The 22,315-nt window shown below is 66.6% G+C and carries 17 protein-coding genes and 1 pseudogene; 6 read left to right on the forward strand and 12 right to left on the reverse strand.

What is annotated here, in order from left to right; all coding sequences use genetic code 11:
* Positions 1-26 precede the first annotated feature (26 nt).
* The gene (locus ASE66_RS00550; protein WP_057187630.1) at positions 27-572 is read left to right on the forward strand and encodes an Lrp/AsnC family transcriptional regulator; all 546 of its coding nucleotides are present in this window, start codon (positions 27-29) and stop codon (positions 570-572) included.
* Positions 573-575: 3 nt separating this feature from the next.
* Here the strand turns inward: ASE66_RS00550 and ASE66_RS00555 are convergent, their stop codons facing one another.
* The 7 genes from ASE66_RS00555 to ASE66_RS00585 form a co-directional block, all read right to left on the reverse strand.
* Positions 576-1,304 (reverse strand): class I SAM-dependent methyltransferase, encoded by a 729-nt coding sequence (locus tag ASE66_RS00555; RefSeq protein ID WP_057187631.1) that lies wholly within the window; start codon positions 1,302-1,304, stop codon positions 576-578.
* A gap of 107 nt (positions 1,305-1,411) precedes the next feature.
* Positions 1,412-2,845: an aldehyde dehydrogenase family protein gene (locus tag ASE66_RS00560; protein ID WP_057187632.1), complete on the reverse strand. Its 1,434-nt coding sequence runs from the start codon at positions 2,843-2,845 to the stop codon at positions 1,412-1,414.
* A gap of 38 nt (positions 2,846-2,883) precedes the next feature.
* Positions 2,884-3,579 (reverse strand): ABC transporter ATP-binding protein, encoded by a 696-nt coding sequence (locus ASE66_RS00565; protein ID WP_057187633.1) that lies wholly within the window; start codon positions 3,577-3,579, stop codon positions 2,884-2,886.
* 1 nt (position 3,580) lies between these two features.
* Positions 3,581-4,330, reverse strand: a complete 750-nt coding sequence (locus ASE66_RS00570; protein ID WP_057187634.1) for an ABC transporter ATP-binding protein — start codon at positions 4,328-4,330, stop codon at positions 3,581-3,583.
* Positions 4,327-5,280 (reverse strand): branched-chain amino acid ABC transporter permease, encoded by a 954-nt coding sequence (locus ASE66_RS00575; RefSeq protein ID WP_057187635.1) that lies wholly within the window; start codon positions 5,278-5,280, stop codon positions 4,327-4,329. The genes ASE66_RS00570 and ASE66_RS00575 overlap by 4 nt, the downstream gene beginning before the upstream one ends.
* Positions 5,280-6,173, reverse strand: coding sequence for a branched-chain amino acid ABC transporter permease (locus ASE66_RS00580; protein WP_244494761.1), 894 nt, complete (start codon positions 6,171-6,173; stop codon positions 5,280-5,282). Before ASE66_RS00580 ends, ASE66_RS00575 begins: the two co-directional genes overlap by 1 nt.
* 177 nt (positions 6,174-6,350) lie before the next feature.
* Positions 6,351-7,646, reverse strand: coding sequence for an ABC transporter substrate-binding protein (locus tag ASE66_RS00585; protein ID WP_057187637.1), 1,296 nt, complete (start codon positions 7,644-7,646; stop codon positions 6,351-6,353).
* A 247-nt stretch (positions 7,647-7,893) separates the two neighbouring features.
* Between ASE66_RS00585 and ASE66_RS00590 the strand changes: the two genes are divergently transcribed.
* From ASE66_RS00590 to ASE66_RS00605, 4 genes are all read left to right on the forward strand, one after another.
* Positions 7,894-9,036, forward strand: a complete 1,143-nt coding sequence (locus ASE66_RS00590) for a CaiB/BaiF CoA transferase family protein (RefSeq protein WP_057187638.1) — start codon at positions 7,894-7,896, stop codon at positions 9,034-9,036.
* A gap of 7 nt (positions 9,037-9,043) precedes the next feature.
* The gene (locus ASE66_RS00595) at positions 9,044-10,201 is read left to right on the forward strand and encodes an acyl-CoA dehydrogenase family protein (protein WP_057188620.1); all 1,158 of its coding nucleotides are present in this window, start codon (positions 9,044-9,046) and stop codon (positions 10,199-10,201) included.
* 5 nt (positions 10,202-10,206) lie between these two features.
* Complete coding sequence (locus tag ASE66_RS00600; protein ID WP_057187639.1) at positions 10,207-11,046, forward strand: MaoC family dehydratase N-terminal domain-containing protein; 840 nt, start codon at positions 10,207-10,209, stop codon at positions 11,044-11,046.
* A gap of 184 nt (positions 11,047-11,230) precedes the next feature.
* Complete coding sequence (locus ASE66_RS00605) at positions 11,231-13,186, forward strand: bifunctional 2',3'-cyclic-nucleotide 2'-phosphodiesterase/3'-nucleotidase (RefSeq protein WP_057187640.1); 1,956 nt, start codon at positions 11,231-11,233, stop codon at positions 13,184-13,186.
* 14 nt (positions 13,187-13,200) lie between these two features.
* Here the strand turns inward: ASE66_RS00605 and ASE66_RS33885 are convergent, their stop codons facing one another.
* On the reverse strand, positions 13,201-13,440 hold the full coding sequence (locus ASE66_RS33885; protein WP_156411972.1) for an autotransporter domain-containing protein: 240 nt from the start codon (positions 13,438-13,440) through the stop codon (positions 13,201-13,203).
* 11 nt (positions 13,441-13,451) lie between these two features.
* Positions 13,452-18,155 (reverse strand): annotated as a pseudogene (locus ASE66_RS33890) (autotransporter domain-containing protein); the annotation flags it as partial.
* A 185-nt stretch (positions 18,156-18,340) separates the two neighbouring features.
* Between ASE66_RS33890 and ASE66_RS00620 the strand changes: the two are divergent.
* Entirely contained in the window at positions 18,341-20,065 is a 1,725-nt protein-coding gene (locus ASE66_RS00620; protein WP_057187643.1) for an ABC transporter ATP-binding protein, read from the forward strand.
* Between the two features lie 177 nt (positions 20,066-20,242).
* Here ASE66_RS00620 and leuB read toward each other — a convergent pair whose 3' ends face one another.
* The 3 genes from leuB to ASE66_RS00635 all read right to left on the reverse strand — a co-directional run bounded on the left by leuB (position 20,243) and on the right by ASE66_RS00635 (position 22,234).
* Positions 20,243-21,352 carry a 3-isopropylmalate dehydrogenase gene (gene leuB, locus ASE66_RS00625; RefSeq protein ID WP_057187644.1) on the reverse strand — a complete coding sequence of 370 codons (1,110 nt, stop codon included), beginning with the start codon at positions 21,350-21,352 and terminating at the stop codon, positions 20,243-20,245.
* 91 nt (positions 21,353-21,443) lie between these two features.
* Positions 21,444-22,016: a Fic/DOC family protein gene (locus ASE66_RS00630; RefSeq protein WP_057187645.1), complete on the reverse strand. Its 573-nt coding sequence runs from the start codon at positions 22,014-22,016 to the stop codon at positions 21,444-21,446.
* Positions 22,013-22,234 carry a hypothetical protein gene (locus ASE66_RS00635; RefSeq protein WP_057187646.1) on the reverse strand — a complete coding sequence of 74 codons (222 nt, stop codon included), beginning with the start codon at positions 22,232-22,234 and terminating at the stop codon, positions 22,013-22,015. The genes ASE66_RS00630 and ASE66_RS00635 overlap by 4 nt, the downstream gene beginning before the upstream one ends.
* Between the last annotated feature and the right edge of the window lie 81 nt (positions 22,235-22,315).

Below are 22,315 nucleotides of genomic sequence, written 5' to 3' on the forward strand. Positions count from 1 at the left end.
ATTCTGGATCAATCGGAGATCGCCGAATGCTTGAAAAAACAGATGGCGTTCGGCGGAGCCGGGGAGCCGAGCGCGAACTCGATGCCATGGACCGAAAGCTGTTAGGCGTTCTCGTCGAGGATGCGACGATCAGCTACGCCGATCTCGGCGAGCGCGTCGGCCTGTCGCCGCCGGCGGCGCATGAGCGGGTGAAGCGATTGCGGCGCTCCGGCGTGATCAGGCGGGTTGCGGCGCTGATCGAGCCGGAGGCGACGGGCAAGACGCTGCTCGCCTTCGTCCATGTCGACACCACCGGCTGGGGCAAGACGACGACGCTCTTGGCGATCGAAGCCCATCCCGAGGTCGAGGAGATCCATTCGGTTGCCGGCGACACTTGCATGATGCTCAAGGTCCGCACCGAGAGCACCCATGCGCTCGAAGGCCTGCTGGCGAAGATCTACGACGTGCCCGGGGTCACCGCGACCCGCAGCTATGTCGTGCTCTCGACTTATCTGGAGCGGCCGGTCCAGCCGGGCATCACTGGCGAATGGCCCGGACGCGTCAAGAATCCGCGCGGCGTCGGCACCGCTTGAGCCTCAGCCGAACATCGCAGAGTTGCCTGACGGCCTAGGCGTGAACGGCACCTTGAGATGATGCAGCCGCAGCGGCTGGTGCAGGACATAGCCGCCCTTGTCGTGATCCGAGAGCGCCTCGAAGCGCGCGAGCAGCTTGCCGCGCGCCGCCTGCGCCCGCTCCTCGCGCGACGGATCGGCCACGACGGCACGCTCGAGGAAGGCCTCGGCATCGGGAAACGTTTCGATGCGGTCGTACTCGATCCGCCTGATCTCGCTGATGATGCCGCGGCGCCTCGCCCTGACGATAGCGTCCTGCGCCGCCTGCCGGACGTCGGTCTCGTCCTCGATCAATCGCAGCGCATCGAAGAACGATCCTTCCGACAGGGATTCGACGACGATGACGCTGCCACCCTTGCCGACGACGCGGGCGGCCTCCTCCAGTGCCAGCAGCATGTCGGGGACGGGGATATGATGCAGGCTGTTGAGGAAGATCGCGGCGTGCATGCTGGTGTCGCCCCAGGGCAGGAGCTGGGCGCAGCCCTGCTTCAGCACGGCCTTCGGCACGAGCGTCTGCGCGACCTCCAGCATCGCCTCGTCCGGATCGAGCCCAGCAACGCTGGCGCCTCGCTCAGCCAGCGCCTGCAGCAGATTGCCCCGGCCGCAGCCGATATCGAGGATGCGCCGGCCCTGCAGGGGCGCAAGTAGTCCTCCCAGGATATCGACGGTATCGCCTGCCGGCAGCATCCACATGGGTCAATCAATGCTTGCGCCCGCAAGGGGGCGCAAGACCTGTGCGCTTGCGATCCCAAGCTACTCCTTACGGATGAACAACCTGGCCGCGATCCACTCGTTCCGCCTCACCCGTGCTTGTGCACGATCGTCTTGGTGACGGCGAACTCCTCCAGCGCCATGAAGCCCTTCTCGCGGCCATGGCCGCTCTTGCCGGTGCCGCCGAAGGGCAGTTCGATGCCGCCGCCGGCGCCGTAGCCGTTGATGAAGACCTGCCCGGCCCGGACCCGCTTGGCGACACGCTGCTGACGCCCGCCATTATTGGTCCAGACACCGGCGACGAGGCCGTAGGCGGTGGAGTTGGCGAGCTTCACGGCATCTTCCTCGTCGTCGAAGGAGAAGGCGGCAAGGACGGGACCGAAGACCTCTTCCTGCTCCAGCCGGTTGCCGCGCGGGACCTGGCCGAACAGGGTCGGGGTCACGTAGAAGCCGCCATTGGGCACGCCCTGGGCGATCGCGCCCTCGGCGAGCACCGGAATGCCCTGCTCGCGGGCCTGGTCGACGAAGCTCTGCACCCGGCCGCGCTGCTTGGCGTTGACCACCGGGCCGCAATCGAGGTCCATTTCGGGCGTGCCGGCGCGCAGTTTCGAGAACTGCTTGGCGACAGCGCCGACGAAGTCGTGATAGACGGTCTTCTGCACCAGCACGCGGCTGCCGGCCGAGCAGGTCTGGCCGGTGTTCTGGACGATCGCCTTGCAGACGATCGGCACCGCCGCGTCGAAATCGGCATCGTCGAAGACGATCTGGGGTGATTTGCCGCCCAGCTCGAGCGTGCAGGTGATGAAGTTATCGGCGCAGGCCTTCTGGATGATCTGGCCGACCTGCGGCGAGCCTGTGAACGAGATGAAGCCGACGCCGGGATTGCGGCAGAGTGCCTCGCCCGCCTCATGGCCGCGGCCGGTGACGATGTTGATCGCGCCGTCGGGGAAGCCGACCTCGGTGGCAAGCTCAGCGAGGCGGAGTGCCGTCTGGCAGGCATCCTCGGCGGGCTTCAGCACCACGGCATTGCCCATGGCGAGCGAGGCGGTCAGCGAGCGGCCGAACATCTGCGCCGGATAATTCCAGGGCAGGATATGGCCGGTGACGCCATAGGGCTCGTGCACGACGTTGACGCTGTAGCCGTTGAGGAACGGGATGATGTGGCCGTGGACCTTGTCGGCAGCGCCGCCATAGAACTCGAAATAGCGCACCGTCGCCTCGATATCGGCCCTGGCCTGCGCCATCGGCTTGCCGGTGTCCTGCGCCTCGATCCTCGCCAGCTCCTCGAAATGATCCTGGACCTTGAAGGCCAGCTTCGCGATCAGCCGGCCGCGCTCGGCGGCGGTGAGCTTGCCCCAGGCGCCCTCATAAGCGGCACGCGCCGCCTTCACGGCGTCGTCGATGTCATCGGCGTTGCCGCAGGCGATGCGGGTGAATTCCTCGCCGGTCGCCGGCGCAAGCACCGCCATGGTCTCGCCGGTGCGCCCGGCGACATGCCGGCCGTTGATGAAGTGCTGGGTCATGGTGGTCTCCGTCTACGGCAATGCCGTCTCGTATCGTCTCAATGCAGCCCGGCCGCGGCGAGCGAGCTTTGCGCCAGCACTGTCTCGCTGACCTCGCCGCGCTCGATTGCATAAGCCCGGCCCGCGAAGTTGCGCAGCAGACTGGGGTTGGATTCGGTGATCAGCAAGGCGATGTCGGGATGGCTGTCGCGCAAGGCGCGCAGGGCAGCGGCATAGCGGTTCGCCAGCACCGGGGCGAGGCCCTGGAAGGGCTCGTCGAGCAGGATGACGCGGCTGCCGACCATCAGCGCGCGGGCAAGCGCCGCCATCTTGCCCTGCCCGCCGGAGAGCCCCGCGGCCGGGCGCTGGCGCAGGTCGGCGAGTTCCGGCAGCACCGCGTAAATGCGCTCCAGCCGCCTGATGATCTCGGCCTCGCCGAGCTTCATCACCTCGGCCGGCAAGCGGATGTTCTCCTCGATGGTGAAGGTCGAGAATAGCCGGCGATCCTCGGGCGCATAGCCGATACCGAGCCGCGGCCGCTCATGCGCCTTCACCGTATCGAGCGGCTTGCCGTCGAAACTGATCGCGCCGCCAGTCACCTTCATGAAGCCCATGATGGCGCGCAGCAGGCTGGTCTTGCCGGCGCCGTTGCGGCCGATGAGGGCGACGGTCGCGCCCTCCTCCAGCGACAGCGTGGCGCGGCGCAGCACCTGCACGCCTTCGATCTCGGCCGAGAGCTCCCTGATCTCCAGCATCTCAGACCCCCACCCCGATCACGGTCTCGCGAACCTCCGGATGGCTGAGGATCTCCTCCGGCGTGCCCTGATGGGCGATGCGCCCGCCGGTCCAGACTGCGACACGATTGGCGTAGCGGGCGACGACGTCCATGTCGTGCTCGACGAAGACCGCCGTGGTGGCGCGGGCGTCGAGGACGCGGGTCAGCGTGTCCATCACCTGGAATTTCTCCGTGGAGGAGACGCCGCTGGTCGGCTCGTCCATGAAGATCAGCCTGGGTTCGAGCGCGAGCGCAACGGCGATGTCGATCAGCTTGCGCATGCCTTCCGGCAATTCGCGGACGATGCGGTTGCCGGTTTCCTTCAGGCCGACGAGGTCGAGCAGCGCCCACATCTCCTCGGCCTTCGGATGCCGCAGCATGGGCAGGAAAGGCGACCATGAGCCTTCGCGCGCCGACAACGCCAGCAGCAGGTTCTCGATCACGGTGTTGTCGAGGAAGAGCTGCGGGATCTGGAAGGAGCGGCCGACACCGAGCCGGGTGATCGCGCGCGGCGACAGGCGCGTCACGTCCTGTCCGGCGAAGAGAACTCTGCCGGATTGCGGCTTGAGATAGCCGGTGCAGAGGTTGATGAAGGTGGTCTTGCCGGCCCCGTTCGGGCCGATGATGGCGATGCGTTCGTTCGCAGCGACCTTGAGCGAGGCGCCGTTCGCCGCCTGCACGCCGCCGAAGCGCAAATGCAGGTCGTCCGCCTCGAGGATGACGCCGCTCATCGCCCGCCCTCCCCGCGCTGTGCTTTGCCAGCCTTGCCGGCGACGATGCCGTAGAGGCCCGCCGGCGCGAAGAAGATGATGACGAGCAGCATCACGCCAAGCACGGCATGCCAGGTTTCGGGCGCATACACCGCCGCATAGCCGCGGATGATCTGGAACATCAGCGCGCCGAGGAAGGGCCCGGCGACGCCGCCGATGCCGCCCAGGATCGCGATGAAGACGAATTCGCCGGAGCGCACCCAATAGGCCAGCTCCGGTGTGACGTGGCCGGAGACCAGCGCAATGATCGCACCACCCAGTCCTGCCAGCAGGCCGGAGAGCAGATAGGCGCCGTAGAGCACCTTGCGCGGGGAGACGCCGAGATATTCGAGCCGCGTCTCGTTCGACTTGATCGCCTCCAGCGCCTTGCCGCCAGGCGAGGTGAGATAGCGCGCAACGAAGAGCGCGGCGAGGATGCAGAGCACCAGCGTGACGTAGAAGGTCGCGAGCTCGAACTGCTCGCGGCCGAATTCGATGCCGGCGAAGGTCGGGCGCGGGACGCGCTTGCCGTCGGCGCCGCCGGTGATCGAGAACAGCTTTTCGAGAAGCGAGAAGAACACCATCGAGATGGCGAGGTTGAGCATGCCGAAGAAGATTGCCCGATAGCGCACCACGAAGAGCCCGACGATCGCCGCAAGCAGGCCGGAGGCCGCCATGCCGACCGGGATCAGGATCAGGGCCTCGTGTCCGACCTTGGCCGCCGCCATGAAGGCGACTGCATAGGCGCTGAAGGCGAAGAACAGGCCATGGCCGAAGGAGACCTGGCCGGCGCGCAGCAGCACCATGATGCCGAGCGCCGCCAAACCTTCGCACAGAGCCACTGTGAGGATCACCGTCGACCAGGGCGAGAACAGCGGGAAGACGGCGAGCGCTGCGATCAGTGCGCCGCCGAGAACGAGCTGGCGCGTCATCACACCTTCCTCGTCTGCACGGTCGAGAACAGGCCCTGCGGGCGGACCAGCAGCACGAGCATCATGATGAGATAGGGGATCAGCACGTCGAATTCCGGCGCGAAATAGACCGCGACCGAGCGCCCGAGCCCGATCAGCAGCGCCGCCACGGCCGCGCCCTCGATCCGGCCGAGCCCCGCGGTCGCGGCGACCGCAAAGGAGAGGACGAGCGTGCCGGCGCCGATGCCGGGCGTCAGCGATGTTGTGGCCGAGGCAAGCGCGCCGCCGAGCGCCGCCAGCGACGCGCCGATGATGAAAGTGATCAGGTAGACCCGGGCCGCATCGATGCCCATGGCGGTCGCGGCCTCGCGGTCCTGCGTCACCGCGACGATGGCGCGGCCGAAGCTGGTGCGGCGCAGGAAGAAGCGCAGGCCGAGGAGGACCGCGAGAGCGACCAGCGGCATCAGGATGAGCTGGTAGGTGGTGTAGAAGATGCCGAAGACCTCGACCGTGCCGAGCCAGTTCATCGGCGCGTTGGCGAAATAGGGCTGCACGCCGAAAACGACCTTCTGCGCATCCTCCAGGATCATGAAGACGGCGAAGGTGACGATCAGCTGCAGCACCTCCTCCTTGCCGTAGACGCGGCGCAGCAGCGCGATTTCGACGAGGCCGCCAACGAGGATGCCGACCAGCGCCGCCGCGATCAGCAACGTTGGAAAGGCGAGCCAGGTCGGCAGCCCGGCCGCGCCGATGGCGAGCACGCCGGCCGCCGCGACATAGGCGCCGATCGCATAGAACGAGCCATGGGCGACGTTGACGATGCCAAGCACGCCAAAAATCAGCGACAGCCCGACCGCGACCAGGAAGATCAGCGAGCCATAGGCGAGGCCGTCGAGCGCGGCGAGAAGGAGCATTTCAGGGGGCATGCGTTCCGTTCTTCAGGTTCTGACTCAGCTGCTCGCCCTCAATGCGAGTCGTCCCGGGCGGAGCGAAGTGCAGACCCGGGACCCATGCCGGAACGGTTCAGGCGTGGGTCCCGGACCGGCGCCGCTGACGCGGCTTGTCCGGGACAACTGGCGAGGAAAACCGCCTCACTTCGCGTAGTCGAAGGTCTCGATCGACTTGTCGGTGACGAGGTCGGGTTTCACCTTGGCGAACCAGTCGAGCGACTTCTCGCCGAGCGGCGTGGTCACCAGCTTGCCGGGATAGAGCGCCATCTTGTCGTAGACCGCGAAGGGATAGTCCGGCACGCGCTTGGTCGTGCCGAGCAACTGATCCTCCAGCCCCTGATGATCCCCGCGGATGGTGATCATGCCGGTGAGCGACTTGAATTCCAGCCCCTCGAAGGCGGCGATGACCTCCTCCTTGCTCGGCCATTTGCCACCGGCGCCCGCCTTCTCATAAGCCTTCACCAGCCCGGTCAGGGCCTGCTGCATGTGGAAGGTCGGATAGATCGGGTAAACCCCGGTCTTGTCCTTGTATGCCTTGACGAAGCTCTGCATCTCCGGGGTGTTCTTGTGCTTCGGGTGCAGCCAGTAATGGTCGCCGCGCGAGCCGACGATGACGCCCTCCGGCAGCACGGCGCCGAGCCGCTCCAGCGAACTTTCGGCCAGCGGCAGCACGAAGGTCGACTGCTTCAGCAAACCGCGCGCCGCCGCCTGCTGGACGAAGGTGTCGAGATCGCCGCCCCAGGAGGTCGAGATCACGACATCGGGCCGCAGCGCCGAGAGCCTTGTGATCTCGGTCGAGAAATCGGGCGCGCCGAACTTCGGGAAGAGCTCGGCGACGACCTTGACGTCGGGCTTCAGCGCCTTGAGGCCGGCCTGCAGCAGGGCCCAGGATTCACGGCCCCAGGCATAGTCCTGGTTGACCACCGCGACCGTCTTGAAGTCGGGCTTCACCTTCATCAGGTAGAGCAGCGTCGCCATCATCTCGGCGCCGGCATGGGCCTGGGTCCGGACCGAGTATTTCCACTTGCCGTCCTCGAAGATGGTCTGCGTGCCGCAATCCCACATCACGTTGACGACCTTGAGGTCCTCGGCGACCGGAGCGAGCGCGTTGCAGGAGCCGGACGAGATCGCGCCGAGCATCACCTGCGCGCCTTGCTCCTGCACGACGCGGCGGTATTCGGAGAGCAGCTGGTTGGTGCCGGCGCCCTCGTCAACATAGACCGGCTTCAGCGGCACGCCGAGCACGCCGCCCTTGGCGTTGATCTCCGCGATCAGGAGGTCGGCGGCGTTGCGGCCGGGCACGCCGAAGACCGAGGCCGGGCCCGAGAGGAAGGTCGCGATCCCGACCACCAGCTCCTTGGGCTTGTCCTGCGCCAGGGCCGAGCCCGCGAGCAGCGCGCTGGCCAATGCAGCCACGGCCAGTTTCATCGTATTCATGAGTGTCCTCCCTGAACCTCGCACGACGGCTGGGCGCTCTTGAACGGCGCCTCGTCCTGATCGAAAGGGGCGCATAGCCGCCCCGGCCGGACAAGTAGGATAAAGCGATGAAGGCCAGACGCTTTTTCTATGGAGCCGCATCGGCTTAGCGAGCCGGCGGCGCTATGGCGGCCATCGCAAAACGCTATTTGACTTCGAGGGCGCGACATCGGTGTCTCGCGCAAAATAAACGGCGCGTGGCGATCTGATGGTGAATGCTCTCGACGGAATCCTGGTGGTGGCGCTGGAGCAGGCGGTGGCCGCTCCAATGGCTAGCTGCCGCCTCGCCGATGCCGGCGCGCGCGTCATCAAGCTGGAGCGGCAGGAAGGCGATTTCTCGCGCGGCTATGACGACTACGCGCAGGGCCTGTCGTCCTATTTCGTCTGGATCAACCGAGGCAAGGAATCCTGCCGGGTCGACCTCAAGGACCCCAAGGACCTCGCTTTGGTCGAGGCGATGCTGGCCGAGGCCGACGTCTTCATCCAGAACTTCGCCCCCGGCGCGACCGACCGTCTCGGCATCGGCAGCGAGGCGCTGCGCCAGCGTCATCCCAGGCTGATCACCTGCGACATCTCCGGCTATGCGCCGGGCACCCCGCACTACACCCGCAAGGCCTACGACCTGCTCATCCAGGCGGAAGCCGGCCTTGCCGCCGTCACCGGCAGCGCCGATTCCGGCCCGACACGTATCGGTGTCTCGATCGCCGACATCGCCACCGGCAACGCCGCCTATGCCGCGATCCTGGAGGCGTTGATCCGGCGCGGACGCACCGGCGAGGGCTCGCGCATCCAGCTCTCGCTGTTCGATACAATAGCCGACCTGATGAACGTGCCCTACCTCACCCGGCGCTACGGCGGGATCGAACCGCCGCGGCTCGGCCTCGCCCATCCCTCGATCGCGCCGTATGGCGTCTTCCGCCTCGCCGATGCCGAGGTGCTGATCTCGATCCAGAGCGAGCGCGAATGGCAGATACTTGCCCGCGACGTGCTTCGCGATGCCGGGCTCGCTGGGGATGCGCGCTTCGCCAGCAATGTGCTGCGCGTACGCAACCGCCCTGCCCTCGATGCGGCGATCCAGGCGATCCTCGCCACTCGCACCTATGCCGAGACGGCGGCTGGGCTCGATGCGGCCCGCATCGCCTTTGGCACGGTCTCGACGGTCGCCGACCTGATCGACCACCCGGCTGTGACGGCGCTGCCGGTTCCGACGCCGAACGGAGATGTCGAGGTACTGGCGCCGCCGGTGCTGGTCGATGGCAAGCGCGTGTCGATGCGCGCGATCCCGGGCCTCGGCGAGCATGACGAAAAGCTGCGCCGCGAATTCACGGCGAAGGCGACGCGATCAGCCTGAGATGAGCATGACGACACTCAACGACCATACCGACATCCGCGAGGCGGTGGCGCGGCTCTGCGCGGATTATCCGGGCGAGTACTGGCGCAAGCTCGACCGCGAGATGGCCTATCCGAGCGAGTTTGTGACGGCCCTGACCGAAAGCGGCTTCCTTTCGGCGCTGATCCCGGAGGAATACGGCGGCGCAGGCCTTCCCCTCTCGGCCGCCGCGGCGATCATGGAGGAGATCCAGCGCCAGGGCTGCAATGGCGGCGCCTGCCACGCCCAGATGTATGTGATGGGCACGCTGCTCCGCCATGGCAGCGCCGACCAGAAGCAGCGCTATCTGCCGAAGATCGCCTCGGGCGAGCTGCGCCTGCAGGCCTTCGGCGTCACCGAGCCGACCAGTGGTACCGACACCACCGCGCTCAGGACGACCGCACGACGCGAAGGCGACAATTATGTCGTCAACGGCCAGAAGATCTGGACCAGCCGCGCGGCGCAGTCCGACCTGATGCTGCTGCTCGCCCGCACCACGCCGCGCGACCAGGTCACGAAACGCACCGACGGGCTCTCGGTCTTCATCCTCGACATGCGCGAGGCGTTGAAGGACGGCCTGACCATCCGGCCAATCCGCACGATGATGAACCACGCCACCACCGAGGTCTTCTTCGATAACGTCAAGGTTCCCGCCGCGAATCTCGTCGGCGAGGAGGGCAAGGGCTTCCGCTACATCCTCGCGGGCATGAACGCCGAGCGCATCCTGATCGCCGCCGAATGCGTCGGCGACGCGAAGTGGTTCATCGACAAGGCCTCGAGCTACGCCAAAGAGCGGCAGGTCTTCGGCCGGCCGATCGGCCAGAACCAGGGCATCCAGTTCCCGATCGCCCGCGCCTACGCCAATATGCGCGCCGCCGAACTGATGGTGCGCGAGGCGATCCGCCTCTACGAGGCTGGTGAAAACCCCGGCGCGGAAGCCAACATGGCCAAGCTGCTGGCGGCGGATGCCTCGTTCGAGGCGGCCAACGCCTGTATCCAGACCCATGGCGGCTTCGGCTTCGCCGAGGAATACGACATCGAGCGCAAATTCCGCGAGACGCGGCTCTATCAGGTCGCGCCGATCTCGACCAACCTGATCCTGTCCTATCTCGCCGAGCACGTGCTCGGCATGCCACGCAGCTATTGAGCCCGATGAACATCGACCAACTGAAATCCTGGATCGGCAAGAGCGAAGCGGCCTCCGACCTGATCACGCCGCGGCTCGTCGCCAGCTATGAGGCGACATTCTCCCCTCACCTGGCGCCATACCAGCAAGGCGAGGCGCCGCTCGCTCTGCACTGGTGTCTCGCCCCGCCGATCTCGCCGATGGCCGCGCTCGGCCAGGATGGGCATGCCGCCAAGGGCGAATTCCTGCCCCCGGTTGCGCTGCCGCGGCGGATGTGGGCCGGCGGGCGGATCGAGACGATCGCTCCTTTACGAACCGGCGACGAGGTTACGCGCCGCTCGACCATAGGCGACGTCACCTGGAAGGAAGGCCGCACCGGCCCGCTCTGCTTCGTCGCGGTCGACCATGAACTGGTGACTGAGCGCGGCGTCGCGCTGCGCGAGCGCCACAACATCGTCTATCGCGAGGCGGCGAAGCCGGGCGCCGAGCCGCCGCCCGCCACCGCCCCGGCAGAGCCGCGGGCGGCCGACCTGACCTGGACGGTCGAGGCCTCGCCGGTGCTGCTGTTCCGCTATTCGGCGATCACCTTCAACAGCCACCGCATCCATTACGATCAGCCTTATGTCACAGGCGTCGAGGGCTATGATGGGCTCGTCGTGCACGGGCCGATCCAGGCGACCCTGATCATGAACATCATCGCGACGCTGTCGGGTGGCAAGCCGATCCGGCTCGACTATCGCGGGCTCGCGCCGCTGATCGCGGGCGAGGCTTTCCAGGTGAAGGCGAAGCGGCTGGAAGACGGCGCCATCGCCGCCTGGACCGAAGGCGCCGACGGGCGGGTGCGGATGGAGGGCGTCAGCCGGTAAGCGCCAACCGTCATTCTCGAGCGGAGCGAAGCGCAGACCCGAGAATCTCGCGCAGGATAAGGCGCCTCGCGTCATGAGATGCTCGGGTCAAGCCCGAGCATGACGTCGCGCGTCATCTTCCCCCGTGTCACGGTCCTGCCATGGTGCTAGCGTCTGTCGCAGCACCTCGCCTCAGGAGCCGACGATGGACCGCGCCCCCCGTTTCAGCCGCCGCGACACGCTCAAGGCCGGGGCCGCCATCGCCGCGGCCGGCGCGTTTTCCACCCCGCTCGCGGCGCAGGCTCCGGCCAAGCTCAAGCTGCGGCTGCTGGAGACCAGCGATCTCCACGTCAATGTCGTGCCTTACGATTATTTCCGCGACGCGCCCGACGACACGGTCGGCCTCGCCAAGACGGCGAACCTGATCAAGGCGGCGCAGGCGGAAACGAAGAACAGCCTGCTCTTCGACAATGGCGACTTCCTGCAGGGCTCCTCGCTCGGCGATTTCGTCGCCTACAAGAAGTGGCTGAAGGCCGGCGAGACCCATCCGATGATCGCCGCGATGAACGCCCTGCCCTATCAATGCGGCACGCTCGGCAATCACGAGTTCAATTACGGGCTCGACTTCCTCGAGCACGGCCTCGCCCGCGCCGAATTCCCGATCATCTGCGCCAATGTCGACCGTGTCGGCGGTGGCACGCTGGTCGAGCCCTGGCGCATCTTCGAGCAGAGCTTCGAGGACGAGGCCGGTACGAAGCACGTCCTCAACATCGCGGTGATCGGCTTCGTGCCGCCGCAGATCATGCAATGGGACAAGGGCAATCTCGACCGGAAGGTGACCGCGACCGACATCGTGGAGGCCGCGCAAAAGTATCTGCCGGAGATCGCGCAGGCCCATCCCGACCTCACCATCGCGCTCTGCCATTCCGGCATCGCCGGCGGCGAGCGCAAGGGTGGCGAGGAGAATGCGGCGCTGCACCTCGCCAAGCTCGACGGCATCGACGTCGTCCTGACCGGCCACCAGCATCTCGTCTTCCCCGGCGGCAAGGCCTTCGACGGCATTCCCGGCGTCGACAACAAGAAGGGCTCGCTGCACGGCAAGCCGGCCTGTCAGCCCGGCTTCTGGGGCTCGCATGTCGGCATCGTCGACCTGGAGCTTGAGAAACGCGACGGGCGCTGGCGCATTGCCGACTTCAAGGTCGATCCCAAGCCGATCTATGAGCGCACGCCCGACCGCAAGATCGTGCCGAAGGCGGAGGTCGAAGCTGCCGTGCTCGCCACCGTCAAGGCCGACCACGAGGCGACACTGAGCTATATGCGCGAGCCGGTCGGCACGACGAGCGCCCCGATCAACAGCTACTTCGCCCTCGTCGCCGACGACCCTTCCGTGCAGATCGTGGCGGAAGCGCAGATCGCCTATGCCAAGCCGCTGATGGCGCAGACGCCGCACAAGGACCTGCCCGTCCTCTCGGCCGCCGCGCCGTTCAAATCGGGCGGTCGCGCCGGCCCCGCCTTCTTCACCGACATCCCGGCCGGGCCGATCGCGATCAAGAACGTCGCGGATATCTATCTCTACCCGAACACGGTGCAGGTCGTGAAAGTCACCGGCGGCCAGCTGCGAGAATGGCTGGAGCGCTCAGCCGGCATCTTCAACCATATCGACGTCGCCAAGACCGAGGAGCAGCCGCTGATCAACCCCGGCTTCCCGGCCTTCAATTTTGACGTGATCGACGGCGTCACCTACCAGATCGATGTGACGCAAGGCTCGCGCTATGACGGCGACGGCAAGCTGGTGGCTCCCGACGCGCACCGCATCGTCGACCTCGCCTACCAGGGCAAGCCGGTGGACGAAAAAGCCGAGTTCATCGTCGTCACCAATAACTACCGCGCCTCCGGCGGCGGCAATTTCCCCGGCACCAAGACGACGGTGGTGCTGGAGGCGCCCGACCTCAACCGCGACGTGATCGTACGCTTCATCATCGGGAAGAAGACGATCAACCCGGCCGCCGACAACAACTGGTCGCTGAAGCCCCTGCCGGCCAACCTCAACGTCACCTTCCCGACCTCGCCGGCAGCCGTCAGCAAGAAGCCGGAGACGCTGAAGGCGCAGCCGGTCGGCGATGCCGGCGAAGGTTTTGTGAAGTATAGGCTGGGCGGCTGAGCTCTTCGCCCCTTTCAGAAGCGCATCTCGACGCGGCCTTTGAGGGCGTGGTCGCGTGAGCGTTCGCCGATGGCGGCGGAGTAGGTCAGGCCGAGCGCGGTGGAAGAGGAGATGCGCCAGTCGAGGCCGGCTTCCGCCACGAGGGCCTCGCGATCGATCGGCGCGGCGAAGACCTGGGCTGGCGTCGTGCCGAGCGCGAACGCCGTCTTCGCCACCGGGGTGAGCTCGCCGAAACCGTGACGCCAGCCGATCAGGCCGCGGGCGNGCGCAGGCCGAGGGTGGTGAAGCCCAGCGTCTGCTCAGAGGAGAGAACCCGGAGCGCCGCGGCCCCGCCCTGCTCGGTTCCCGCATCCGTGCTGACCCGGATCAAGGCGAGCTGTGCGAAGGGCTCGAGCGCAAAGCCGCTGAAGGCAAAGCCATAGCCGAGTTCGGCGAAGCCCTGCGCCACTGCTCCCGGACGCTGCAGCCGCAAGCTGTCGCCGAAGCCACGGATCTGGACCTGCCGGCGGATATCGCTCTCGGACCATGAGTAGGCCAGGCCCGCGTCGAGCCTGAGATTACCGAAGCGGGCCCCGGCATAGAGCGCGGCATGACCGCTATCGAGTTTGCCCGAGGAGCGCCTGGCATCGAGATCGAAGCGCGACTGGCTGTAGCCGCCGGCGACGCCGACCCTGAGCGACGAGCCGGGCGCGTCATAGAGCAGCATGTCCGCCCCGAGCAGGGCGCCGCCGCTGCGGCGCGACAGTCCCGCCGCGTTACCGTCCGCGTTGGTGTTGCCTGCTCCGCCAAAAGCCTCGCTCCAGATGGCGTAGCGCGGCTGAGGGACTGGCGCGTTCATCGGCACCGCGCCCTTGCGGCCGGGCAGATCGGCAGAAAAGCTCGCCGCGACTTGGCTAGCCGGCGCGGTCAGCAGCGGCCCGCGCAAATGGCTGAGGATCGTCTCGCGCACCAGCCGGCTCTCGTCGATCATCACGCGGACCGCCTGCGCATGCGCCTCGCCGGAAAGCGAATCGAAGCCGGCACGGGCCTCGGCCGCCGTGCCCGAAAGCAGCGTGTTGTAGACTGGGTTGCCGACACCGAGACGCTCGGCGGCATACCCGATCAAGGCCTGATTGCGCGTTCCCGCCACATCCACGAAGCTCGTGGCAGTTCGAGTCATGGTCAGGGTTACATTGTTGCTGTCATAGGCCAGCGACGGCGTCAGGAAGACGAGGTTCGAGGTCACGCTGGCGAAACGGCCGCTGACGCCGCCCGCTGCGGTCAGGATGGTGTAGTTGGTGCTCGCGGCGTAATTGCCGGCCTCGGCCAGGACCTGGACCGTGCCGCCCGACAGCGCCGCAGTGCCCGAGGTGGCGATCCTGTCGCTCTGCCCGGCGGCGTTGATCTCGACCTGATAGGTCGAGCCCGCCGCGAAGGCGACATTGCCGGTGATGTTGAGTGTGCCGATCGAATTGCCGGGCGCAATGGTGGCTCCGGCACCGGCCGTCACTCCGCCAATGGTGCCCGAGCCGCCGAGCGTGCCGCCGTCGAGCGTCACGCGGCTCGCCAGCGAGCCGTTGACCACCAGCTTGCCGCTGGAGACCCTGGTCGAACCGGTGTAGGTGTTGGTCCCGGTCAGCGTTAGCGTGCCCGTGCCGGTCTTGGTGACACCGCCCGTGCCGCTAATCGTGCCGGAGAAGCTCGTCGACGTATTGTCCGAGCCGGCGGTCAGCGAAGCGCTGCCGAGCGTGATCGTGCCCGCGCCAGCGAGCGAGCCAATCGTCTGATTGAAGCCGGCGAAATCGAGCCGCGCACCGCTCGCAACCATGAAAGCCGAGTTCGCCGAGAACGCGCCGGCGACGCCGGCCTGCAAGGTGCCGCCCGACACCGTGGTCGCGCCGGAATAGCTGTTCGTACCGTTGAGGACCAGCGTGCCGGCACCGGCCTTCGAGAGCGAGCCCGTGCCGGAGAAGGACTGCGAGACCGAGAAGGTGTTGGCGGCCTCGACGATGTCGAAACCGCCGCCATTGCTGCCGAAAATGATGTTGCGGGTCAGCTCGTGCAGCAGCGTGTCGGTCACCTGCAGCACGCCGCCATCCAGCGTCAACGCTCCCGAGGTCGCGCCGAGCCTGGACTCCTTGGAGATGCTGATCGCCCCGCCCGCGATCGTGGTGCCGCCGGAGTAGGTGTTCTCCTGCGTCAGCGTCAGCGTGCCCGTGCCGACCTTCCGCAGCCCGCCGGCGTCGTAGATCATGCCGATGAAGGTCGTCGAGGTGTTGGTCGCGCCCGTCTCAAGCGTCGAGGCGAGCCCGATCCGGATCTGGCCAGCGCCGGCGATCGAACCGGCCGTGACCGTGCCGAACCCATCGTTCACATTGAGCGATGCGCCCGCCGCGACGGTGTAGCCCGAGGCCGCCGACATGGCCTGCGCGCCATCGATGAGGAGCTCGCCTGCCGCAATCGTGGTCGCGCCCGAATAGGTGCTGGTGCCGGACAGGACCAACTGGCCGTCCCCGCTCTTGGTCAGCCCGCCCGTGCCCGAAATCGTGCCGGACAGCGCCAAGGTATAGCCGCTATCGACCTCGATGCCGCCACTGGCGTTGCCCAGTGTCACCGTGCGCGCGGAGGAGAAGCTGTTTGTCACCATCAAGGTGCCGCCATCCAGCGTCAGCCCGCCCGAGGCAGCGCCGAGATTGGCGTCCGACGAGACCGAGAGCTTGCCGCCGGACACCCTCGTCCCGCCGCTATAGGTGTTGCTCCCGGTCAGCGTCAGCGTGCCGGCGCCCTGCTTGGTCAGCCCGCCCGTGCCGCCGAGAGCGGCCGAAGCCCTGATGTCGTAGCCGTTGCTGTCGAAGACCACGCCATTGGCGCCAAGGGTCAGCGCGGTGAAGCCGGAGAGGTAGTCGGCCTCGTTGCGCGTCGCGCGCAGGATGCCGCCGTCGAGGTTGAGCGTCGCCGTGCCGGCGCCCTTGATCACCTGCCCGGTCTCGAGCACGCCGCGGCCGTTCACGGCGTCGCCGAGCAGGTTCAGCGTGCCGCTGGAGCCCGAGCGGGTCGCCAAGGTCGTCGTCAGCGCACTGACCTTGCCGCCATTGCTCACGGTCAGCGTGCCGGTGCCTTCCCAGCCGACAGAAAGCTCCTCGCTGTTGGTCCAGGTCGAACCGGCGCCTGTCACCGTCACCGTGCCGGTGCCGCCGGGACTTACGCCGAGAGAGCTATTACTGCCCGTGACGGTACCACCATTCTCGACGATCAGCGTCCCGGAGCCTGAAATGCCGACCGAGAACCCGAAGTAACTACTCCAGGTCGAGCCCGCGCCGGTCACCGTCACCGTGCCGGTGCCGAAGCCAGCGCCGATGGAGGTGCGGCCGCTGGTGACCGTGCCGCCATTCTCGATTCTCAGCGCGCCAGTGCCGCCGTAACCGACGACGATCGCGTCGTCACTGCTCCAGCGCGAGCCGGCGCCAGTGACCGTCACGGTGCCCGTGCTACCGGCAGAAGAGCCGACATAGGCGTAACTGGTGCTCGTGACCGTGCCGCCATCCGAGATGGTCAGCGTACCGGTGCCCGAAGCGCCGACATGGAGTTCGCCGCTATTGGTCCAGGTCGAGCCGGCGCCTGTCACCTTCACCGTGCCGGTGCTGCCGGCATTGAAGCCGATCACGCCGTTGGAATCGGTGAGCTTGCCGCCGTTCTCGATAGTCAGCGTGCCAGTGCCGGAGTAGCCGACAAAGAGTTCGCCGCTATTGGTCCAGGTCGAGCCGGCGCCCCTCACCGTCACCGTGCCGGTGCTCCCGGCGCTGAAGCCGATATGGCCAGCGGTGTTCGAGACCTTGCCGCCGTTCTCGACGGTGAGCGTGCCCGTGCCGAAATAGCCGACATAGAGGTCGCTGCTATTGGTCCAGGTCGAGCTCGCGCCGGCCACCGTCACCGTGCCGCTTGCAAGATAGCCGATAGCGCCCATGGTGTTCGAGACCATGCCGCCATCCGCGACGGTCAGCGTCCCGGTGCCCATGTGGCCGACCAGGAAGTCGGCGCTGTTGGTCCAGGTCGAGCCGGCGCCCGTCACCGTCACCGTACCGATGCTGCCGGCCTGACGGCCGACAGAAGCAATAATGGTGTTCGAGACCTTGCCACCATTCTCGATCGTCAGCGTGCCGGTACCGGCGTCGCCGACATAGAGCTCGCCGCTATTGGTCCAAGTCGAGCCGGCGCCCGTCACCGTCACCGTGCCGGTTGAGCCGGCCTCGCGGCCGATCGTGGCATTGGTGTTCGAGACCGTGCCGCCATTCTCGATCGTCAGCGTGCCGGCGCCTGAGTTGCCGACGATCAGCTGGCCGCTATTGGTCCAAATCGAGCCGGCGCCGGTCACCGTCACCGTGCCCCGGGCGATGGAGACGTCGCCGAGAACAGCAGTGGCGTTGGAAACCTTGCCGCCATTCGCGATGATCAGCGTCCCGATGCCGTAACTGCCGACAATGAGCTGGGAACTATTGGTCCAGGTCGAGCCGGCGCCGGTCACCCTGGCCGTGCCGGTGTTGGTGCCGGCGTAGCCGACGAACCCGACACTGCTGGTGACGGTGCCACCGTTCTCGATGGTCAGCGCGCCGGTGCCGAAATAGCCGACATAAAGATCGCCGGCATTGGTCCAGGTCGAGCCGGCACCGGTCACCGACACCGTACCGGTGCTGCCGTTATTGTAGCCGAGATCGGCGCGGCCATTGCTGACCGTTCCGCCGCCTGCGATAGTCAGCGTTCCCGTGCCAAAGTCGCCGACGAAGAGTTGCCCGCCGGCGAGGTCCCAGTTGGTCAGCGGCGGCGCGGGTATCCCTGGATTGACGTCGCCGGTGCCGGTCACCGACTGGGCGAGAGCCGCGGGCGCGGCTAGCATAGCAAGGCCGAGCGCGAGCATCGAAACGGACTGACATAGCTGCGCCGGCTGCCGGCCACGCGCCGGCAGCGGCCGTGCAAGCTTCAGATCGTTCGACATCAACAAATCAGGCCCCAACCGCAGCCCGAGGCTCAGGCCAAAGGGAGCGACAAGGCAATGAACAGCCGTTCACACCCGGCAAAATCGCTCCGCTGTGGCAAATCTGCCGCCGGCGCCGGCTCCGCCCCTGCCCCGCCTCCAGCTCATGGCTCCCCATCGCGGCGCGTGCTACAGCCCCGCCCGCCATGCTCAAGCGCTTCTTCGCCTATTACCGCCCGCATCGCGGCCTGTTCCTGCTCGACTTCGGCTGCGCCGTCGCGTCAGGGCTGCTCGAGCTCGGCTTTCCCATCGCGGTGAAACTCTTCGTCGACCAGCTGCTGCCAAGCGGGAACTGGAGCCTGATCGTGCTGGCCTCGCTCGGCCTGCTGGTGATCTATCTGGTCAATGCCGGCTTGATGGTGGTGGTGACCTATTGGGGTCACATGCTCGGCATCAACATCGAGACCGAGATGCGCCGCAAGGCGTTCGACCATCTGCAGAAGCTCTCCTTCGGCTGGTTCGACAACCAGAAGACCGGCCATCTCGTCGGGCGGCTGACCAAGGACCTCGAAGAGATCGGCGAGGTCGCCCATCACGGGCCGGAGGATTTGTTCATCGCGGTGATGACCTTCATCGGCGCCTTCGCGCTGATGCTGAGCGTGCATCCGCATTTGGCACTGATCACCGCGACGATCGTACCGCTGATCGCCTGGTTGACCAGCCGCTATGGCAGCCGGATGACGGCAAACTGGCAGAAGCTGTTCGGCAGCGTCGGCTCGTTCAATGCCCGGATCGAAGAGAACGTCGGCGGCATCCGCGTCGTCCAGGCCTTCGCCAACGAGGAGCACGAGCGCAACCTGTTCGCGGTCGACAACCAGCGCTATCGGCGGACCAAGCTCGACGCCTACCGGCTGATGGCCGCCTCGACCTCGCTCTCCTATTTCGGCATGCGGCTGACGCAGATGGCGGTGATGATCGCCGGCGCCTATTACGTGCTGATCGGCGACCTCAGCGCCGGCGGCTTCGTCGGCTTCCTGCTGCTGGTGACGGTGTTCTTCCGGCCGATCGAGAAGATCAATTCGGTGATCGAGACCTATCCGAAGGGGATCGCCGGCTTTCGGCGCTACACCGAATTCCTCGACACGCGGCCCGACATCGCCGACCTGCCCGGCGCCATCGCCGTCTCGGATCTCAAGGGCGACATCGCCTATGAGAGCGTGAGCTTCGGCTACACGCCGGACCGCACGATCCTCAGGGGTATCGACCTCTCGATCAGCGCCGGCGAGACCATCGCCTTCGTCGGCCCGTCAGGAGCCGGCAAGACGACGATCTGCTCGCTCTTGCCGCGCTTCTACGATGTCGAGGGCGGGCGCATCACGATCGACGGCATCGACATCCGCCAGATGACGCTGGCCTCGCTGCGCGGCCAGATCGGCATCGTCCAGCAGGACGTCTTCCTCTTCGCCGGCACGCTTCGCGAGAACATCGCCTATGGCAAGCTGACGGCGAGCGAAGACGAGATCATCGAGGCTGCCAGGCGTGCCAGGCTCGACGAGATGATCGCGCGTTTGCCCGATGGCCTCGACACGGTGATCGGCGAGCGCGGCGTCAAGCTCTCGGGCGGGCAGAAGCAGCGCCTCGCCATCGCCCGGATGTTCCTGAAGAACCCGCCGATCCTGATCTTGGACGAGGCGACCTCGGCGCTCGATACCGAGACCGAGCGCGCCATCCAGGCCTCGCTCGCCGAATTGTCGAAGGGTCGCACCACGCTGGTGATCGCGCACCGGCTCGCGACGATCCAGGACGCCGACCGCATCATCGTCATCGACGAGAGCGGTGTCGCCGAGCAGGGAAGGCATCAGGAACTGGTGCAGCGAGCGGGCATCTATCGGCGGCTGCACGAGGCGCAGTATGGCGGGGTGCGAGGGTAAAGGCAGGCGCGGGATCCCTCTCCTGGAAGGAGAGGAGTAGGGGTGAGGTGTTCGGGAGAGGAATCGTTGGCCTGAACCGAACTGCGCCGTGAGCGCTCGCGGAACTGGTCGCAGGACCTACACCTCACCCTGCCCTCTCCTTACAGGAGAGGGTTCCCCGAGCCCTTCACATACGTCTCACCCCCGCGCTTCGAGCGCCTTGACGATGGCGTCGCCCATCTCGGTGGTCGAGACGGCGTTGGCGCCGGGCGCGGCGATGTCCTTGGTCCGGGTGCCGGCGCCGAGCACGTCGGCGATCGCGCCTTCGAGCCGGTCGGCCGCCTCGATCGCGCCGAAGGAATAGCGCAGCGCCATGGCGAAGGAGCCGATCATCGCGATCGGATTGGCCAGGCCCTTGCCGGCGATATCGGGCGCCGAACCGTGCACCGGCTCGTAAAGCGCCTTGCGCTTGCCGGTAGCCGGGTCTTCCGCGCCGAGCGAGGCGGAGGGCAGCATGCCGAGCGAGCCGGTCAGCATCGCCGCGACGTCGGAGAGGATGTCGCCGAACAGGTTGTCGCAGACGATGACGTCGTATTGCTTCGGCCAGCGCACGAGCTGCATGGCGCAGTTGTCGGCCAGGACATGCTCGAGCTCGACGTCCTTGTAGCTCTTGGCGTGCAGGGCGGTGACCGTCTGCTTCCAGAGCACGCCGGTCTTCATGACGTTGTGCTTCTCGGCCGAGGAGACCTTGTTGTTGCGGGTGCGGGCCAGCTCGAAGGCGACGGCGCAGATGCGCTCGATCTCGCCGGTGGTGTAGATTTGGGTGTCGACGCCACGCTTGGAGCCGTCCTCCAGCGTGACGATCTCCTTGGGCTCGCCGAAATAGACGCCGCCGGTCAGCTCGCGCACGATCAGGATGTCGAGCCCCTCGACCACTTCGGGCTTCAGCGACGAGGCTGAGGCCAACGCCGGATAGCAGATTGCCGGGCGCAGGTTGGCGAACAGACCGAGATCCTTGCGCAGGCGCAGCAAGCCGGCTTCGGGACGGTGCTGATAGGGCACATCGGCCCATTTCGGCCCGCCGACCGCGCCGAAGAGCACGGCATCGGCCTCCTGGGCGAGCTTCATGTCGCCTTCGGAGATCGCCGCCTTGTGCGTGTCGTAGGCGATGCCGCCGACGAGGCCGCGCTCGAGCGAGAACGAGCCGAGGCCCTGCTTCTCGAACCAGGAGACGATCTTCTCGACCTGTCCCATCACCTCGGGGCCGATGCCGTCGCCGGGGAGCAGCAGGAGCTTGTGGTTCGCCATCGATTGAGCCTCGCGTCACGAAATGCGTCGCCGGCTGATTAGGGGCGCAAGGCGTAGGGCGCAAGCGCGCCGTTGCAGGACCGCCACCCGTTCACGGCGCGATGATCGCCCTCCGGATGCAATCGCCGAACAGGCCATGCTCGCCAGCATGTGCCGCCGTGGAAGCCGCCATCCATTCATCCCTGACGATCCGGCGCAGGTCGAGCGGATGGCCGGCCTCGCGCGCGAGATGCTCAAGATAGAGCGCCTGCGTCCGGCCATTCCCCTCGCGAAAGGGGTGGACATAATTGATGTCGCCGATGATCTCGCCGGCGCGAGCCGCAAAGTCGCCAGGCGCGAGATTTTTCAGATAGCCGCCCGCGACGATCCGCCGATGAACATCGGCCATGCCGGTGCTGATGTATTGCCGGAACTGGAACTGGTTGCCGCCCTTGGCGATCTCAACTGTGCGCAGCTCTCCGGCCCATTCATAAACGTCCTGGAAGAGATGACGATGGATGGCGCGCAGATGGGCGAGATCGAACTGGCCGGAGGGAATGCCTTGGGCGGTCCGTTGAGTGACGAATTCGCGCTCGACGTAGTCGAGCTGCGTGGCAACGCGCAGATCGAGCTTGTTCCTGAGAACAACATGGTCAGGCGGATAGCAATAGACCGGGTCGCTCATTCCGCCGCGGAGGCAACTCGTAATGCGAACGCCCGGGCACGAATGTAGTTCAACCGCTGCTCGTGCGACCACGCTTCTCGTTCAAACATCTCAAACATGGCGACCTGTTCGGCATCGAGCGGATTGTCCTCGATACTTTGCAGATGCATCGCGACGAACCTGCGCTCGACCACGTCGTCGGCTATTTCGGTCGGGGCTCTGTCTGGCTTGCGAACCATGTTGGGATTTTACCCCAACAGTCACCCGACCGCCAGAGCGCCGCACTGCGCCCGGAATGGACATGACGATGCCCGGCCGGG

Origin of the sequence: Allobosea sp. Root483D1 (assembly GCF_001429505.1) — a bacterium.
In the GTDB taxonomy this organism is placed as follows: Bacteria; Pseudomonadota; Alphaproteobacteria; order Rhizobiales; family Beijerinckiaceae; genus Allobosea.

Coding starts and splice junctions, on each gene's coding strand:
- ASE66_RS00635 (WP_057187646.1), bottom strand. CDS start 22,234: ATGGTTCGCAAGCCAGACAGAGCCCCGACCGAAATAGCCGACGACGTG.
- ASE66_RS00585 (WP_057187637.1), bottom strand. CDS start 7,646: ATGAATACGATGAAACTGGCCGTGGCTGCATTGGCCAGCGCGCTGCTC.
- ASE66_RS00570 (WP_057187634.1), bottom strand. CDS start 4,330: ATGAGCGGCGTCATCCTCGAGGCGGACGACCTGCATTTGCGCTTCGGC.
- leuB (WP_057187644.1), bottom strand. CDS start 21,352: ATGGCGAACCACAAGCTCCTGCTGCTCCCCGGCGACGGCATCGGCCCC.
- ASE66_RS00565 (WP_057187633.1), bottom strand. CDS start 3,579: ATGCTGGAGATCAGGGAGCTCTCGGCCGAGATCGAAGGCGTGCAGGTG.
- ASE66_RS00605 (WP_057187640.1), top strand. CDS start 11,231: ATGGACCGCGCCCCCCGTTTCAGCCGCCGCGACACGCTCAAGGCCGGG.
- ASE66_RS00620 (WP_057187643.1), top strand. CDS start 18,341: ATGCTCAAGCGCTTCTTCGCCTATTACCGCCCGCATCGCGGCCTGTTC.
- ASE66_RS00630 (WP_057187645.1), bottom strand. CDS start 22,016: ATGAGCGACCCGGTCTATTGCTATCCGCCTGACCATGTTGTTCTCAGG.
- ASE66_RS00600 (WP_057187639.1), top strand. CDS start 10,207: ATGAACATCGACCAACTGAAATCCTGGATCGGCAAGAGCGAAGCGGCC.
- ASE66_RS00590 (WP_057187638.1), top strand. CDS start 7,894: ATGGTGAATGCTCTCGACGGAATCCTGGTGGTGGCGCTGGAGCAGGCG.
- ASE66_RS00580 (WP_244494761.1), bottom strand. CDS start 6,173: ATGCTCCTTCTCGCCGCGCTCGACGGCCTCGCCTATGGCTCGCTGATC.
- ASE66_RS00550 (WP_057187630.1), top strand. CDS start 27: ATGCTTGAAAAAACAGATGGCGTTCGGCGGAGCCGGGGAGCCGAGCGC.
- ASE66_RS00595 (WP_057188620.1), top strand. CDS start 9,044: ATGACGACACTCAACGACCATACCGACATCCGCGAGGCGGTGGCGCGG.
- ASE66_RS00560 (WP_057187632.1), bottom strand. CDS start 2,845: ATGACCCAGCACTTCATCAACGGCCGGCATGTCGCCGGGCGCACCGGC.
- ASE66_RS00555 (WP_057187631.1), bottom strand. CDS start 1,304: ATGTGGATGCTGCCGGCAGGCGATACCGTCGATATCCTGGGAGGACTA.
- ASE66_RS00575 (WP_057187635.1), bottom strand. CDS start 5,280: ATGACGCGCCAGCTCGTTCTCGGCGGCGCACTGATCGCAGCGCTCGCC.